The 14,199-nt window shown below is 45.6% G+C and carries 12 protein-coding genes and 1 pseudogene; 8 read left to right on the top strand and 5 right to left on the bottom strand.

Annotated features, from left to right (window positions below; all coding sequences use genetic code 11):
* The first annotated feature begins 174 nt into the window (after positions 1 to 174).
* The 4 genes and pseudogenes from L1285_RS21370 (at position 175) to L1285_RS21355 (ending at position 5,109) form a co-directional block, all read left to right on the top strand.
* On the top strand, positions 175 to 2,124 hold the full coding sequence (locus L1285_RS21370) for an RHS repeat-associated core domain-containing protein (protein ID WP_235414258.1): 1,950 nt from the start codon (positions 175 to 177) through the stop codon (positions 2,122 to 2,124).
* Between the two features lie 599 nt (positions 2,125 to 2,723).
* Positions 2,724 to 3,008 (top strand): annotated as a pseudogene (locus L1285_RS21365) (transposase); the annotation flags it as partial.
* A gap of 206 nt (positions 3,009 to 3,214) precedes the next feature.
* The gene (locus tag L1285_RS21360; RefSeq protein ID WP_235414257.1) at positions 3,215 to 4,186 is read left to right on the top strand and encodes a transposase; all 972 of its coding nucleotides are present in this window, start codon (positions 3,215 to 3,217) and stop codon (positions 4,184 to 4,186) included.
* 470 nt (positions 4,187 to 4,656) lie between these two features.
* The gene (locus L1285_RS21355; RefSeq protein ID WP_235414256.1) at positions 4,657 to 5,109 is read left to right on the top strand and encodes a hypothetical protein; all 453 of its coding nucleotides are present in this window, start codon (positions 4,657 to 4,659) and stop codon (positions 5,107 to 5,109) included.
* A gap of 195 nt (positions 5,110 to 5,304) precedes the next feature.
* On the opposite strand, the gene L1285_RS21350 is transcribed toward L1285_RS21355, so the two are convergent.
* The 3 genes from L1285_RS21350 to L1285_RS21340 form a co-directional block, all read right to left on the bottom strand.
* Positions 5,305 to 6,195 (bottom strand): bile acid:sodium symporter family protein, encoded by an 891-nt coding sequence (locus L1285_RS21350; protein ID WP_235414255.1) that lies wholly within the window; start codon positions 6,193 to 6,195, stop codon positions 5,305 to 5,307.
* A 258-nt stretch (positions 6,196 to 6,453) separates the two neighbouring features.
* The gene (locus tag L1285_RS21345; protein WP_235414254.1) at positions 6,454 to 7,827 is read right to left on the bottom strand and encodes a hypothetical protein; all 1,374 of its coding nucleotides are present in this window, start codon (positions 7,825 to 7,827) and stop codon (positions 6,454 to 6,456) included.
* A gap of 390 nt (positions 7,828 to 8,217) precedes the next feature.
* Positions 8,218 to 8,439: a hypothetical protein gene (locus L1285_RS21340; RefSeq protein WP_235414253.1), complete on the bottom strand. Its 222-nt coding sequence runs from the start codon at positions 8,437 to 8,439 to the stop codon at positions 8,218 to 8,220.
* Positions 8,440 to 8,775: 336 nt separating this feature from the next.
* Here L1285_RS21340 and L1285_RS23935 point away from each other — a divergent pair, with 336 nt between their 5' ends.
* From L1285_RS23935 to L1285_RS21320, 4 genes are all read left to right on the top strand, one after another.
* Positions 8,776 to 9,981 carry an RsmB/NOP family class I SAM-dependent RNA methyltransferase gene (locus tag L1285_RS23935; protein ID WP_235414252.1) on the top strand — a complete coding sequence of 402 codons (1,206 nt, stop codon included), beginning with the start codon at positions 8,776 to 8,778 and terminating at the stop codon, positions 9,979 to 9,981.
* Positions 9,982 to 9,996: 15 nt separating this feature from the next.
* Complete coding sequence (locus tag L1285_RS21330; RefSeq protein WP_046004601.1) at positions 9,997 to 10,248, top strand: DUF2999 family protein; 252 nt, start codon at positions 9,997 to 9,999, stop codon at positions 10,246 to 10,248.
* A 141-nt stretch (positions 10,249 to 10,389) separates the two neighbouring features.
* On the top strand, positions 10,390 to 11,187 hold the full coding sequence (locus L1285_RS21325) for a glycoside hydrolase family 25 protein (protein WP_235414251.1): 798 nt from the start codon (positions 10,390 to 10,392) through the stop codon (positions 11,185 to 11,187).
* Entirely contained in the window at positions 11,184 to 12,095 is a 912-nt protein-coding gene (locus L1285_RS21320; RefSeq protein WP_046004602.1) for a hypothetical protein, read from the top strand. Before L1285_RS21325 ends, L1285_RS21320 begins: the two co-directional genes overlap by 4 nt.
* A gap of 100 nt (positions 12,096 to 12,195) precedes the next feature.
* On the opposite strand, the gene L1285_RS21315 is transcribed toward L1285_RS21320, so the two are convergent.
* Both L1285_RS21315 and udk read right to left on the bottom strand, forming a co-directional pair.
* Complete coding sequence (locus tag L1285_RS21315) at positions 12,196 to 13,419, bottom strand: NupC/NupG family nucleoside CNT transporter (RefSeq protein ID WP_235414250.1); 1,224 nt, start codon at positions 13,417 to 13,419, stop codon at positions 12,196 to 12,198.
* A gap of 17 nt (positions 13,420 to 13,436) precedes the next feature.
* Positions 13,437 to 14,066 carry a uridine kinase gene (udk, locus tag L1285_RS21310; protein WP_046004604.1) on the bottom strand — a complete coding sequence of 210 codons (630 nt, stop codon included), beginning with the start codon at positions 14,064 to 14,066 and terminating at the stop codon, positions 13,437 to 13,439.
* Positions 14,067 to 14,199 lie beyond the last annotated feature (133 nt).

Below are 14,199 nucleotides of genomic sequence, written 5' to 3'. Positions count from 1 at the left end.
GATAAGGGCTTTGTTGTAATCACGCCAGTTAGTGATACGCTTTTCTTTCAAAATTCAGCCTCGGTGTTTGCTTTTGAGATCTGATCACACAAGGCAAGATTAGTTCAATGATTTAGGAAACAACGCCGCTATGACAAGCTTAACCGGCTGCAGGAAGTTATTCACGGCACAAATGTGACGCATGACTACGACTACGATGCTAATGGTAACCTGATCCTTAAAGACGGTTGGGTGCAGGAGTATGGCAAGGCAGGTAAACCGCTTCACGCTATTGCCAGTCGCAGCAGAGTGAACCCGGTGACCAGCCAGTATGAGCAAGAAACCTTCGGGTATGATGCCAATGGAAATCAGACCAGCGTTGACAAAAATGGCAGTCGCTATCGCGACGTTGTATACAGCGGCAGAAATAAAGCAACCCGTATCAGCGGCAATGGTGAAACCGTTACATTTAAGTATGATGCCAGTAATCGCCGCTATAAACGCACAGACAATGAGCAGACAGTCTATTACGTAGGTGCACTGGAACTGACGACCACCAAATCGGGTGGGCACAAGGCGATCAAACGGTATGTTGGCAATGATGTGATCCAGAGCTATAACGCGCAAGGTCAGGGTAGTCATAAGTGGTTATTCACCAACTACCAGGGGTCGATAGTTGCGATCACCAACAGCAAGTTTGAACTGCTCAAACGGTTTAAATATGACGCCTTTGGTAAACAAAGTGAAGTGTTTGGCTCAGACACCGAGCGGCAGATAGACTTTGCTGACAGCGCAACGCTACTTGGCCATTTGTTTGGTAACGTGCGTGGCTACACGGGTCATGAGTCGTTAAAACTGGGCGATGATAACCGGGTTATTCATATGAATGGCCGCCTGTACGACTCAGGCACCGGCCGCTTTATGCAGGCGGACCCTTTTGTTCAGGCGCCCGCGAACTTGCAAAACTATAACCGCTTTAGTTACGTGTTGAACAACCCTATGTCCTACACGGACCCGAGTGGGTATTTGTTTAAGAAGTTAAAAAAAGCAATCAATAGTGTATTTAAGGCAGTTAATAAAGCTTTGGGAGACTTCGCGCCGTTAGTGTCTATTGGGTTGGGAATATGGGCTCCTTGGGGAACGGGCTTTTGGGCTAGCATAGGTACAGGTGCGTTAGCCGGGGGGATAGCAACAGGAAGCTTAAAAGGAGCACTGACAGGTGCTTTTACCGCAGGAATGTTCCATGGAATAGGTACTCATTTCCAGGGGTTAGCGGATTCTGCCGGGGTATTATCTACAGGCGCCAAAATAGGTAAAGTGTTGGCGCACGGCTTAGCTGGCGGAATAAGTAGCGTTATGAGTGGAGGGAAATTTGGTCATGGTTTTGTTAGTGCCGGATTCACTCAAGCGTTTTCTGGTGTTATTGACAAAATAGGTGGAAGGATTGGTAACATAACCTCAGGAAGCTATTTTGATACCATAAATAGGGCAAAACGAATAATTGCCTCTGCAGTCGTAGGTGGAACCGCTTCTTCTATTACTGGTGGAAAGTTCGTAAATGGCGCAATAACTGGGGCGTTTTCACGAGGATTCAATGATGAGGCGCATTTTCAAGCTCAAAAACCATCATTTTGGGGGGTGTTTAGTGAACGGGCTATGAGTGGTCAGGTAAGAGATGACTTATTTACGGGACTGGGTGCTTATGCCAAGGGGACCGCTGGGTTAGTTGGTGCTGCAGGTGGATGGCTTATTAGGCCATTTAACCCTGTCGTGGGCGGAACAATGATGGTTGATGGAGCTTCAACTTTCCTAGGCGCAGTATCTGATTTATCAAATCACTATTATGGTAGTAATTATGACTTCGATTTCGTTGGCCATACATTTGGTGATACAGCAGAATTTTATGGCTTTGACCGAGTTGATGGCGCGAAAGCAAGGGCTGCTTTAAGTATGACTACTATGGCTGGAGCTTGGAGAACTACAGTTCCTAGAATAGCAGGGTCGAGTTCATATAAAGGTTGGGGAACTAATCAGCTTGAGTATTCGGAATATGTATATTCCATACAGACGAGCTCCGTTGTTACGGCGACTGTAGATGCGTACAATGCGAGAGACGCTTTTAAAAAATTAGCGCCTAATAACTAATCTTTAAGGTTAATCTTGATGCAAGTAAGCTTAATAATGCTGATATCTATTTTTTTCTTACTTATCTCGGTACAGCACTTACTAATTCCAATGCTGATGAACCGAAAAATACTAAAAAAAGAAGGGGTCAATGGTGTAGTTAAAATGCAATTAGTTGTTAGCATTTATTGTTTGTGGGTAAGCGCATCGAGTGATAATGCAACTTTTCAATTGGGTACAGGTATGCTAATTGTCAGCGTATTGCTTTTTTCCTGGACGCAACATAAGTTGAAGTAGCGTTAAATTTAAGGCGACGCATCGAGTAAATTTAAGGCGACACCCATTCAAAATCGGCGCTCAGTGAGCGCCTTTTTTCTGAGAATAAAAAAGGGTCTGAAAACACAGTAGTTGCTGAGTGTTGTGATTCAATAAAACCGGACACTATTTTAGGTGGCACCAGGAAAGGGAAACACGGACATCCACCTGTAATGAAATTTCAAGTGACACCCACCTCAACCTCCAATGGGCAAAAAAAACAGCGACACCCACCTAAAAATTGGTGTGTAGGTGTCACGTCAGCTATCTTTAGAACACACTCAATGGATTGAGGATAATGGACTATGCCAACGGCAAGGAAGCGGCAGGTTAGCCTGTCGGATACCAAATACTATCACTGCATATCCCGGTGTGTTCGCCGGGCATTTCTATGCGGTAAAGACCGCCTCACGGGCAAGTCATATGAACATCGGCGAGATTGGGTTGAGGAAAAATTGCTGACCCTTGCGAAGGTGTTTTGCATTGATGTGTGTGGTTACGCTGTTATGAGCAACCATACCCATATTGTGTTGTATGTGGATGATAAGAAAGCACAAAGGTTAGCAGATAAAGCAATCGTTCTGCGCTGGTAATCAACGTGGACATCCACCTTTAATAGCAATCTAGATGTTTTGAAGTCTAGGTGTGTTCTTTCAAGCTGGCGTACAGAGTTTACGCCGTCTACCTTTAGGTAATACTCAATGGAAAAAAACAGCGACACCCACCTAAAAATTGGTGTGTAGGTGTCACGTCAACTATCTTTAGAACACACTCAATGGATTGAGGATAATGGACTATGCCAACGGCAAGGAAGCGGCAGGTTAGCCTGTCGGATACCAAATACTATCACTGCATATCCCGGTGTGTTCGCCGGGCATTTCTGTGCGGTAAAGACCGCTTAACGGGTCAATCTTATGAACATCGGCGAGATTGGGTTGAGGAAAAATTGCTGACCCTTGCGAAGGTGTTTTGCATTGATGTGTGTGGTTACGCTGTTATGAGCAACCATACCCATATTGTGTTGTATGTGGATGATAAGAAAGCACAAAGGTTAGCAGATAAAGCAATCGTTCTGCGCTGGCATAGGTTGTTTAAGGGCAACTGGTTGACACACAAATTCATCAATGGTGAAGAGCTGAGCGAGTCAGAGCGCAGTTTGCTGAAGGCTGATATTGCTGAGTTCAGAATACGCCTTGCGAGCATCAGTTGGTTCATGCGGGTCTTGAATGAAGATATTGCCCGCAGAGCTAACAAAGAAGATGGTTGTACAGGCCGGTTCTGGGAAGGAAGATTTAAGTCGCAGGCTTTATTGGATGCAGCCGCACTGGCAGCATGCCTGGCTTATGTTGACCTGAATCCGGTCAGAGCCAATATGGCAGAGACACCGGAAACGTCAGACTACACCAGCATTAAAAAGCGTATTGAGCATGCACAGCAAGGTAAACAACCCAAAAGCTTACTGCGTTTTGCGGGTAATCCAAGAAAGCACATGCCTAAAGGACTGCCGTTTGATCTGACATATTATATTCAACTGGTTGAGTTAACAGGCCGATGTATGCGTGCAGATAAGCGGGGTTATATCAGCGATAGTCAGCCACTGCTGACTCGGTTGCAAATAGAGCCAGACAACTGGCTCAAGCTCACTACGCAGTTTACGAAGGTCTTTCATGGCGCGGTAGGGCGAAAGCAAGCGATGACCGATTACTGTGAGCATCTTCATAAAAGGCGACGCGCCAACTTGACCCAGTGCGAGCGTTTACTGGGTTAACACTTTTCCTTTAGTACGATTTCGATCTATCCAAATTCAGGTTTGGGTGCGAATTCGTATTGTCCGGATCTGGCTATTTTGCAGGATTTAAAACTTAAACTTACAAGTTTCACTACTGAAAGCTTATAGGAAGCGCAGCAATCAATAGACTTGCATTTCGACTTTGAAACTGCCCACAATTGGTCTGTGAATTTACCGGTGGGTGTCACTTAATAAGTTGTGGGTGTCACTTAATAAGTTGTGGGTGTCACTTAATAAGTTGTGGGTGTCACTTAATAAGTTGCCGTGGGTGTCACTTAATAAGTTGCCAAGCTTATGGCCAGGATCATGAAAACGATAGGTGATCCTGGCATATACTTTTATACTTATGGTAAAAAGTAAGCTCTTTCGAAATGATAGGTAGGTGCTCGTCTAATCAAGGGTAGGCTATCTGGATTCAAGGTTATTCAGCGGTTCGGCAAAGATTAACTATGGTTATAAAAATAAGGAAAGCAGCAACCTGGCTTTTATTGTCAGGTAGTTTATTTGCTAGTTGTATGATTAGTGCAGCACCCCAACAAGTGTCTTTTTTCGACCTGATGGTGAATAAAGCTGATTATCGAGGCAAAGAGATCTCCGTTCAGGGAGTTGTCTCGACAGCAAGCAAAGACATGTATTTATATGCGAGCTTTGAAGCTTATAACCACTATGCATTTAATAACAGTTTCAAGTTATCTGTTGCGCAACTGGATGAAGCAACGAGAAAGGAATTCGAAGGAAAGTGGGTAGAAGTGATCGCAACGTTTGAATATGTTGAGAACAGCCAAGCTTCCGGTAGTTTAACTGTCGTGAGCTATTTAAAACGTTTGCCTGATAGGGCGGGCAAGATCTCGCGATATGCCGTATATCCACAGGAGATAAAAAACCATAACAAGAAGCGCTAGCCATTCAAGTTTAGCGGTTTTTATACTGAATTTATATCCTTACAGAGCGAGCTGTGCCGTCTGACAGGTAACTTTTTGTACCATTGAGACTTACAGCGACATAAGTGCAACTACCAAGTAAGTATTTCCTGAGACACGCCCCCAAGCTGGCGTACAATGCACATCGCTATAAATAGGTTATGCATCTTTTGTATATTAAGCAGGGCCGTCGGCTGACCCGCTCGAGGACTTTGACGGCCCTCTAATTACCCAGGCAGTAAATAAGCCTGCACTGACAAACATAAACAAGCTGTAAATACTCGGTGCAATAGACATCACTTCGTTATCCAGCAAGCCTGTGGTCACCAGCAAAGCGAGTGTGCCATTTTGCAGACCAACTTCGAGCGTAATGGTGCGAGTCTGTGTCGCGCAGTGCAATAAAGTGTGCGCCACCACAAATCCGGCAAGCATAGAAATAAGGTTTAAGGTGATAACAGAGGGCCCAGCCAGTACCAGGTAGCTCACCAATTTATCACCCAGCTTAAAACAGATGCTGATTATCACCAAAAGTAACACTGCGACCGAGAACCAGCTGATATAGGGACTGGCTGCTTTAGCAAAGGCGGGCCACTTGGCTTTGACAGCCATGCCAACCAGGACTGGCAAAACGCCCACCACGATCAGTTGTAGCCAGGCTTTTAAGATCGGAAACTCGATTAAGGTGTTGTTTTGTCCATAGTGTTCGATTGCCCATGCGGTTAAAAATGGCAAACTGAATGGGGTGATAAACCCTATTACGGCTGTTAAAGACACCGACAGGCCGACATCCCCTTTGGCCAGGTATGAATAAAGGTTGGAAGTAGTTCCGCCCGGGCACAAAGCAAGAATAAATAAACCAATTGCCAGTTCCCCCGTTAAACCCGTAACCGCAATGACTGCCATTGCTAATAAGGGAAGCAAGATAAGCTGACACGCTGCGCCGATAAAAAAGCTTTTGGGTTGCAAATACACGCGCTGAAAGTCTGCTGGTTTCAGGCTGAGTCCTACGCCTGCCATAATAAATATCAGTGCGACGGGTAAGCCGATTTCAATTAATGCAGATGGCATGTTTTAGTCCTTGTTGTGCCCGATTCGATTAATTTTAGCAAGTGTAACAGCACATCGTTACATTCATTTTTTAATCCATGCTGTTGAGGTTTTTTGATGTGAGGCGATGAGGTGTAACTCGCTTTATTAAAGGCGATTGGAGCAGATAAAAAAACGGCCAGTCTGTGCGCTAACTGGCCGTTTTTATCCCGTCACTGGCTGTGTGTTCAACAACACCAGCGGTGTCGGGAAATGTCATATATTATTGTAGTCAGGTAATTACTCAGACACTTCGATATCAAAGCTGTAAACGGCTGCCCCTTTTAAGAGCGAAGTATCAATATATATATTTCCAGCCGCCGCTTTTTGATATTCCTGTCTAAGGGCGTCAAATCCGCCTGTGAAATTCAATGCAGTCACATCCAGGTTCAGCTCAAAGCCTTCTACTGTGTCGATATTGGTATTAATGGCAGTGCCGAATTCAAAGTCGGGGATCGCAGCCTGGGGTTTACTGACAACTTCCCATCTAACTTCGCCGTTGATGGCATCTTCCCAGCTTAGCGTGATGGCTATCAGGTTGATGCGATCATCAACACCAGAGAAGTCATACTCAAACAGGTTACTGTTGCTTTGCTGTGCCATGGACTGAGCAAATTGCGTAAAGGCGTTTTGTAAAGCCGTGTCATAAAGTAAAGGCGCTGTTTCCCTGGGCTGACCATTATTGTCAATGTCGTGAAAGGTTGCAGACTTAGTAAACATATCAAAACCCGGCAAGGTAGCACGCTCGGTCACCGAGTTATATGCGTAGCTGGTCGTCGCAAGTTCAGGGAAAATATACTTGTGACGATAGTCAGGGCCAAATATTAACTGTGTGCTAATTTGTTCATTGTCGTCGAATGACGCCAGTGAGACGCGAGAGTTTACACTGTCAATTTTCGAGAAAGGCAAATCAGCGATATTCACTCTTACACCTGGGCTGGCAAATGCTTCATCTGTCAGCTCAATTGGTTCTTCGCCTTCCAGATTAAACAGACCACCCCGCACATCACTATAGTCTTCGTTACTGATGTGTAGGATTGTATTTTTGCTCTCTGCATAAATAACTGAGTTGTCTGGTCCCAGATCTTGTACAGATATACCGTTGCCAATTAGCCCACTGATATAATAATCTGGTTGACTGGCAGCAAGCGCACTGGAGTTGACTTCTTTTCTTGGATATTCACAGGGCAGCTGTTGGTCAAATGTGATGATGCCATAATCTGTGTTAGTAACATCCAACAATGTAAATAGCTGAGTTTGCATCTGCTGATTATTGGCGCTATTGGCGATTAATGAAACATGATGTGTGTTTTCTGGCAGGGCCTGAGTCAGTTTACCATCTTGCCCTGTTGTTACACTAGAGATGACCTTGCCACTGGCATTATGAAAAACCACTTCCGCGACTGCAGGTGCGGTCCCGTTACTGCATGAGCTAGGCACCAGTCTTGCCGTCACTGAAAACATAGGGGTTGGTTTTTCTGGTTCAGGTTTAGAAGTAGTAGTGGTTGTGTTTTGCTGTTCTTTGCTTGCAACTGGGTTATCATTTGATGAACCACCACATGCGCTGAGTGCCAAAGAGGCACTGACAGCCAAAAAGAGTGCTTTAAACTTCATATTTTTCTCCAATTTATAAATAGCTATATCCGTACATATTAAAGCCAACAGCATTCTAACAGAGAGTGATGTAACTGTCTTGTGTACAAAGGGTTTTATGTGTATTCAAAGTCGCCAGTTTGTTTTTAGGTGTAAATTAAGATGAGGCGTATGGAACAAAGCAGATAGATTTTAGTGGCTATAACAGCTCCATCTTCAGTGTTTTTAGTATTCGTCGCAAGGCGCCGTGGTTACTCAGGTTATGCTCAGGCGCTGTTGCACAGTCCACCGAAGACATTTATGTATTCAGTTAATGAAATGAGAGTTCAGACCGAAGAGGGGCGCTATTCTATGCTTGTAAATGGTACGGCAATGCAACCTTACTTTGGCAGAAGTTGCATTGCCCGACGATTAATTGAAGTCAGTACAAGGACCTGTAACTACGCAGATCTGACCAGGACCTGGACTTGTCGCAATGGTATCTGTGTCGGTTGGTGGCGGGCAGTTACGGTAACTGGGGTAGCTGCTATCCGGTTCAACGTTGCCGCCTGCAACGTTAGGCGTTTGCGCCAGGTTTAACTGCTGAGACTGAGATAGTGCTTTCAACTTGGTCTTTTTTACTTGTAATTTCATGAGTTATTTCCTTAGTTATTCATGTTAAGTGACCTGCGACTTTCCTACTGCAGGTACATTCAATGTGGCATGATGCACATTGTGTTGTCAAACTGTTTTTGTTGTGTTTATTTTTTGTTTTTTAATGATGGGTCAAAAGCCCGTCAAACGGGCCTTTCAACATTTAACCATGTTGTCAAATTGTTTCAATGAGAGTGCATACGTTACCTTGATGGGCGTTTCTCAGAAGGCACAACCCTTTTTAATAAGGTGCTGTTTGTCGGTGAACCACATGTGGTCTGAGCTCGTTAAAAGCGCTACAATTCAGATTCAATATTTGCAGGCAGAGAACACCGCGTGACCGTTGACCGTCAACTAATCAATACTTTACACACCGCATTTAACAGCATTATCCAGCAGTCTCTATATGCTGATAAAGTTATCCAGCATCATATTCAGGACAACCCACACTGGCGTCGTGAAGATAAAGCCTACTTTGTCACAACACTGTATGATTTAGTGCGCTTTGTGCGCAAGCTGGCGTACCTTGGCAATGTGACTGAACAGGACTTCTGGCCCATCTGGCAGGCATATCAAGTGCTAAGCGATGGACATATCCCTGACTGGGAAGTGATGCGTGAGCTCACAAAATCGGATCTGCAAGCGCGTCTTGAGAGTGCCCCACGGGCTGTCCAGCTCAGCTACCCTGATTGGCTTGATGCATTGGGAGAGTCGCAACTTGGGCAAAACTGGCCTGTTGTGGCGCAGGCGTTAAATCGTGCGCCGGGTTATTATCTCAGAGCCAATACCTTGAAAAGCTCAGCACAGTCGCTTGCCAGTAAATTGGCGAAGGAGCAGATAACCTGTGAACCCGTCTCCCCATCGTTGCCGGATGCCCTGGCGATTGAGGCTGTTGATAGATTGTTTAGATCCAGCGCGTTTCAGGCGGGGGAGTGCGAAATGCAAGACGCCGGCTCTCAGCAAATAGCGCCGTTACTTGACTTGGCACCCGGCATGAAAGTGGTTGACGCCTGCGCCGGTGCTGGCGGCAAAAGTTTACATATTGCCGCGTTGATGAACAACAAAGGTCGTCTGTTGTCGATGGATATTCATCAGCATAAACTGGACAACCTGAAAAAGCGTGCTAAGCGTGCCGGTTGTCACATGATTGAGACCCGAGTTATTAAAAATAATAAGACCATCAAACGCCTGAAAGACAAGTTTGACCGAGTCCTGCTTGATGTGCCGTGTTCTGGGACTGGCGTATTGAGGCGCAACCCGGACAGTAAGTGGCATTTGAGCGAACAAAGTATTGATGAGCTTATTGCGCTGCAGGCAGACTTGTTACAACGCTACAGCCAAATGTGTCGTCCGGGTGGCAAGCTGGTCTATGCAACTTGCTCAGTGTTGCCGGTAGAAAACCAACAGCAAGTTGCACAGTTTCTGGATGCAAACCCCGACTGGACATTACAGCAAGAGCTAAGCCTGTTACCAGGTATAAGCTCAGAATTTGACGGATTTTATGGTGCGGTGTTGCGCCGTAACGATTCGCCACTAGATTAAAATAGGATAAAAGATATGAACCCCATTATTGCCCTGCTTAAAGAGCACAATATTAGTGATGAAAAAATCAATGAGGTTTTTCAGGCACTGACCGAAAATCCGCTAATGGCGATGGCCGTTGTTCAGCAGCTAAATATTCCGGCTGATAAACTACAACAGCTGATGGCACTGGTAATGCAAAACCCGGCTCTGATCAAAGAAGCAGTACAGGAGCTGGGTTTGGATTACGATAAAGTAGAACAGGCAAAAGCGCAGCTTAAACAATAGGTAACCCTTCCTGTCCGGATGGGCTCGGTGGTAAAGCCGGGCCTATCCCTTGTACTAGCCATCTCATCAGACAAATCCATTTCCTTTGACTAAACTAAATGCTATTCGCTTGGTAGCACCCATTTATGATAAGGATACTGAATGCTTTCCAGCAAAACGCTCGAACATGATTCTCCCATGGTCTTTGTGCTCTTTACGGCCATTGCCTGTTTGCTCTATTTTTTCCGACCCAGCATTATGCCGCCTGCGCAACAGGCGGATAGGCCGGCTCAGGCCTTGTTTACATCGCATTTGCAGCAGTATCTGAGCAATCCAAGTGCCGAGCCAGTAGTGGGGATCGATGTGTCTCATTATCAGGGCACTGTTGACTGGCAGCAGGTTGCCAAAGCCGGGGTGCAATTTGTTTATATCAAGGCCACTGATGGCATTACTTATCGCGATCCTGCATTTTATTCTCATCTCAAAGGTGCTCAGGCGGCGGGTTTACAGGTGGGGGCTTATCATTTCTTTGAGCCAGATGACGACCCTGATAAACAGGTCGACAACTTTATAAAGACGGTGCAGGGCCTTGGGCTCACGCTTATGCCTATGCTGGATGTCGAGATAACCAGTAACCGCTCTGCGGAGCAGATAAGCAACGGGGTTGCAAAGTTCATCGCCGCAGTACAGCAGCGCACTGGATGTCAGACGCTCCTTTACAGTTATGGCGACTTTTGGCAAAAAAACTTATCGTCTCAATTTGCCAGTCACCCTTTTTGGTTAGCAGATTACGCCGATAGCCCCAGTGTGCCAGCGCAGGCTAAGGCCTGGTGGTTGTGGCAATACTCAGATTCAGCCCAACTTGCAGGGGTGCATACCCAAGTTGATGTTGATGTAGTAATAGCGGGTGAATCTGGGCTAAATGCAATGAAATGCGCAACGATGGGAGCAAAATCATGAACTTTGCAAAACAGCTCTGGGAGCATGAGCACACGGTAATGCGGGCATTGTTGTTGCTGATTGTAGTGACATTTTTAACCCTAGTGGTGATCCACTACCATGACTGGCAGCATCGTCCGGATGCGTTGTATTTGAGTAATCAGGCATATCTGCATCAGGTTGAGGTGCAGGCGCTGGACGATTTATTCTATCTTGCTGAGATCAATGGCTTGCTAAAAGTGGTTGAAAGCAGTCAGGTGGGCGTGTCTTTCATTGCCGAATTCAAAGTCGATGTTGGCAATATGATTGCAACGGTCACGCATTATTTGCAGCAGGGGATTAATCTTAATCTTGCGTCACTGGTTGCCGTGGAGATCTTGTCCTTGCTTAGTGAAGCTGCTCACGTCATCGTGATGCCGTTATTGGTTGTCACTTTGAGCGGTGCGACAATCTGGCTGTGTGCAGAGCTGTTTGGCCTGCCCGTGGTGCTGTGCGCGGTCTTAAAGCGAGTGTGTGAAGGTCTGCTACTTGCCTTTGTGTTACTGCACCTGATGTTGCCTTATGCCATTCATATTAGCGGCGCCATCAGTCATTCTGTCAGCGCCAGCTATAAAACCACGGGCCGCACAGCGTTATTGCAATATCATCAGGACGTCACGCACGGACAAAATAAAGCATCACTAAAAGATAAGGCCGAGTCGAGTATTCACGAACTGGAAAAAGTATCGCCCAGGCATGTCAGATATCAGCAAAACGCGTTGTCGCATTACCTGGTGAGTACACTGGCGGTCAATCTGTTTGACCTGATCTTAATGCCATTGCTGCTTATCTGGGGGTTCTATCGTATTGTGAAGGGGCTGTACCTGCATGCACAGGAAACCTATCGGATGGTAAAAAATAGTGCTTCAGAAACGATAAAAGGGCCATAAAGGCCCTTTGGTGAAGTATCGTTCAAGTTAGTTTGGTTACTCTAACCCCTTAAAGCAACCAACCAATTGTTTTGCAACTGAGGCTTATCTCATTAAGTTTCTAAGCTAGCGAGAGGAAAAACCCTGCAATTGCTGCGCTCATTAGGTTAGCCATAGACCCTGCTAAAACCGCCCTGAGCCCTAAGCGTGCGATATCCTTTCTTCGACTTGGCGCCATACCGCCCAGTCCGCCTAGTAAGATGGCTATCGATGACAAGTTAGCAAATCCACATAACGCGAATGTGACAATCGCTTGTGTGTGCTCACTTAACGTGTCGCGATAATTCATAAAATCCAAGTAAGCAACAAACTCATTTACAACCAGTTTCTGGCCGATAAAGCTGCCTGCCTGAGTGGCTTCTGCCCAAGGTACACCTAACATCCAGGCAACCGGAGCAAATACATAGCCTAAAATCTCTTGTAGTGTCAGTGTCGGATGGTCAAATAACCCACCGATACCGCCAAGTAACCCGTTTAATAGTGCAATCAGTGCCACAAAAGCCAGTAACATTGCACCTACATTCAGTGCCAGATGCATACCGCTTGACGCGCCAGCTGCTGCCGCATCGATTACATTAACCGGTTTGTCGTCGCCGCTATCAACCTCGGCGAGGTTTTCTTTTGGCTTTTCAGTTTCCGGCACAATCATCTTAGCCATCAGGAAACCACCTGGTGCTGCCATAAAGCTGGCTGCAATCAGATATTTTAGTTCAACCCCTATGGCAACATAGCCAGCCATCACTGAACCTGCCACCGTTGCCAGACCACCAACCATAACGGCAAAGAGTTCTGACTGGGTCATCTTAGGGATAAAAGGTTTTACTATTAAAGGTGCCTCAGTTTGTCCCACAAAAATGTTTGCCGTTGCCGACAAAGACTCAGGTCTGGACGTTTTCAGCAGCTTTTGTAGACCACCCCCTAAGATTTTGATGATCCACTCCATGATCCCAATGTGATATAACACACCGACCAGGGCTGAGAAAAATACGATCACCGGTAATACCTGGATCGCAAAAATAAACCCTATATTGTCTGCACCCGCTAAAGGGCCAAACAAAAAGCTGATCCCGTCATTGGCGTAACCAATGACAGATGAAACCGCTTTCGACATAGCCGCAAGCGCGTTTTTACCGGCTTCTACAAAGAGTACAAAGCCGCCGATGAGTATTTGCATGATAAATGCGATACCCACGGTTCGATAATTAATGGCACTACGCTTGGTGGAAGCGGCGTAGGCGATGGCTAGTAGCATTATCATGCCGACTAAGCTCATTATTGTTGTCATGCCAGATTGTTCCCGTATTATTCTTGCAGTAAATATTTTATTTTACTTTTAATAATATCAATCGCAACGCGATTCATACCGCCACGGGTTACGACCAAGTCGGCATTGTGCTTTGAAGGCTCAATAAACTGGTAAAACATAGGTCTTACCGTTGCCTGATATTGCTCAACCACCGAAGAGATACTTCTACCGCGAGTTTCTATGTCTCGTTGCATTCTTCGCAGTAGACAGATATCAAGCGGCGTATCAATAAATACCTTGATATCAAATTCTTCGATTAATGCTGGATCGCTTAACAGTAAAATCCCTTCAACGACTAAAATCTTTGCCGGGTTTACCGTGCGTGTCTCACTACTGCGTGTATGTTGAGCATAGTCGTAAGTCGGTACTTGTACAGACTTACCTTGACGCAGTTGCGCCAGGTGCTCTTTCATTAACGCATGTTCAAACGCATCCGGATGGTCATAGTTCGTTTGAGTTCTGTGTTCAAACGGCAAATGCGATTGATCTTTGTAATAAGCGTCTTCTTCTATAACGGCGATGGCACCCGACTCAAGTTCGTTTACTAATTCGTTATAAATAGTTTGACTAAAAAGAGATTTACCGGACGCAGATGCGCCGGCTATGGCTATAATTGTTCGTGTCACTAAAGTTCACACCCAGCAGCTGTTAATGTTGGAAGATCACAATAGCAAAAAAGACACGATTAATCTCTTTTGCCTCGCTTAAGGAGCAAATTTAATTGTTTTGGTTATAACAAAACAGGACTTATGTCCGCTG

This window comes from Pseudoalteromonas sp. DL2-H2.2 (genome assembly GCF_021532535.1).
In the GTDB taxonomy this organism is placed as follows: domain Bacteria; phylum Pseudomonadota; class Gammaproteobacteria; order Enterobacterales; family Alteromonadaceae; genus Pseudoalteromonas; species Pseudoalteromonas rubra_A.
Note: the sequence above shows the minus strand (reverse complement) of the source record. Positions and strands in the feature narration are given on the sequence as shown.

Excerpts from the sequence above, each read along its gene's own strand:
- L1285_RS21330 (WP_046004601.1), top strand. The coding sequence starts at position 9,997 with ATGAACCCCATTATTGCCCTGCTTAAAGAGCACAATATTAGTGATGAA.
- L1285_RS21320 (WP_046004602.1), top strand. The coding sequence starts at position 11,184 with ATGAACTTTGCAAAACAGCTCTGGGAGCATGAGCACACGGTAATGCGG.
- L1285_RS21315 (WP_235414250.1), bottom strand. The coding sequence starts at position 13,419 with ATGACAACAATAATGAGCTTAGTCGGCATGATAATGCTACTAGCCATC.
- L1285_RS21355 (WP_235414256.1), top strand. The coding sequence starts at position 4,657 with ATGGTTATAAAAATAAGGAAAGCAGCAACCTGGCTTTTATTGTCAGGT.
- L1285_RS21345 (WP_235414254.1), bottom strand. The coding sequence starts at position 7,827 with ATGAAGTTTAAAGCACTCTTTTTGGCTGTCAGTGCCTCTTTGGCACTC.
- L1285_RS21325 (WP_235414251.1), top strand. The coding sequence starts at position 10,390 with ATGCTTTCCAGCAAAACGCTCGAACATGATTCTCCCATGGTCTTTGTG.
- L1285_RS21360 (WP_235414257.1), top strand. The coding sequence starts at position 3,215 with ATGCCAACGGCAAGGAAGCGGCAGGTTAGCCTGTCGGATACCAAATAC.
- L1285_RS21350 (WP_235414255.1), bottom strand. The coding sequence starts at position 6,195 with ATGCCATCTGCATTAATTGAAATCGGCTTACCCGTCGCACTGATATTT.
- L1285_RS21340 (WP_235414253.1), bottom strand. The coding sequence starts at position 8,439 with ATGAAATTACAAGTAAAAAAGACCAAGTTGAAAGCACTATCTCAGTCT.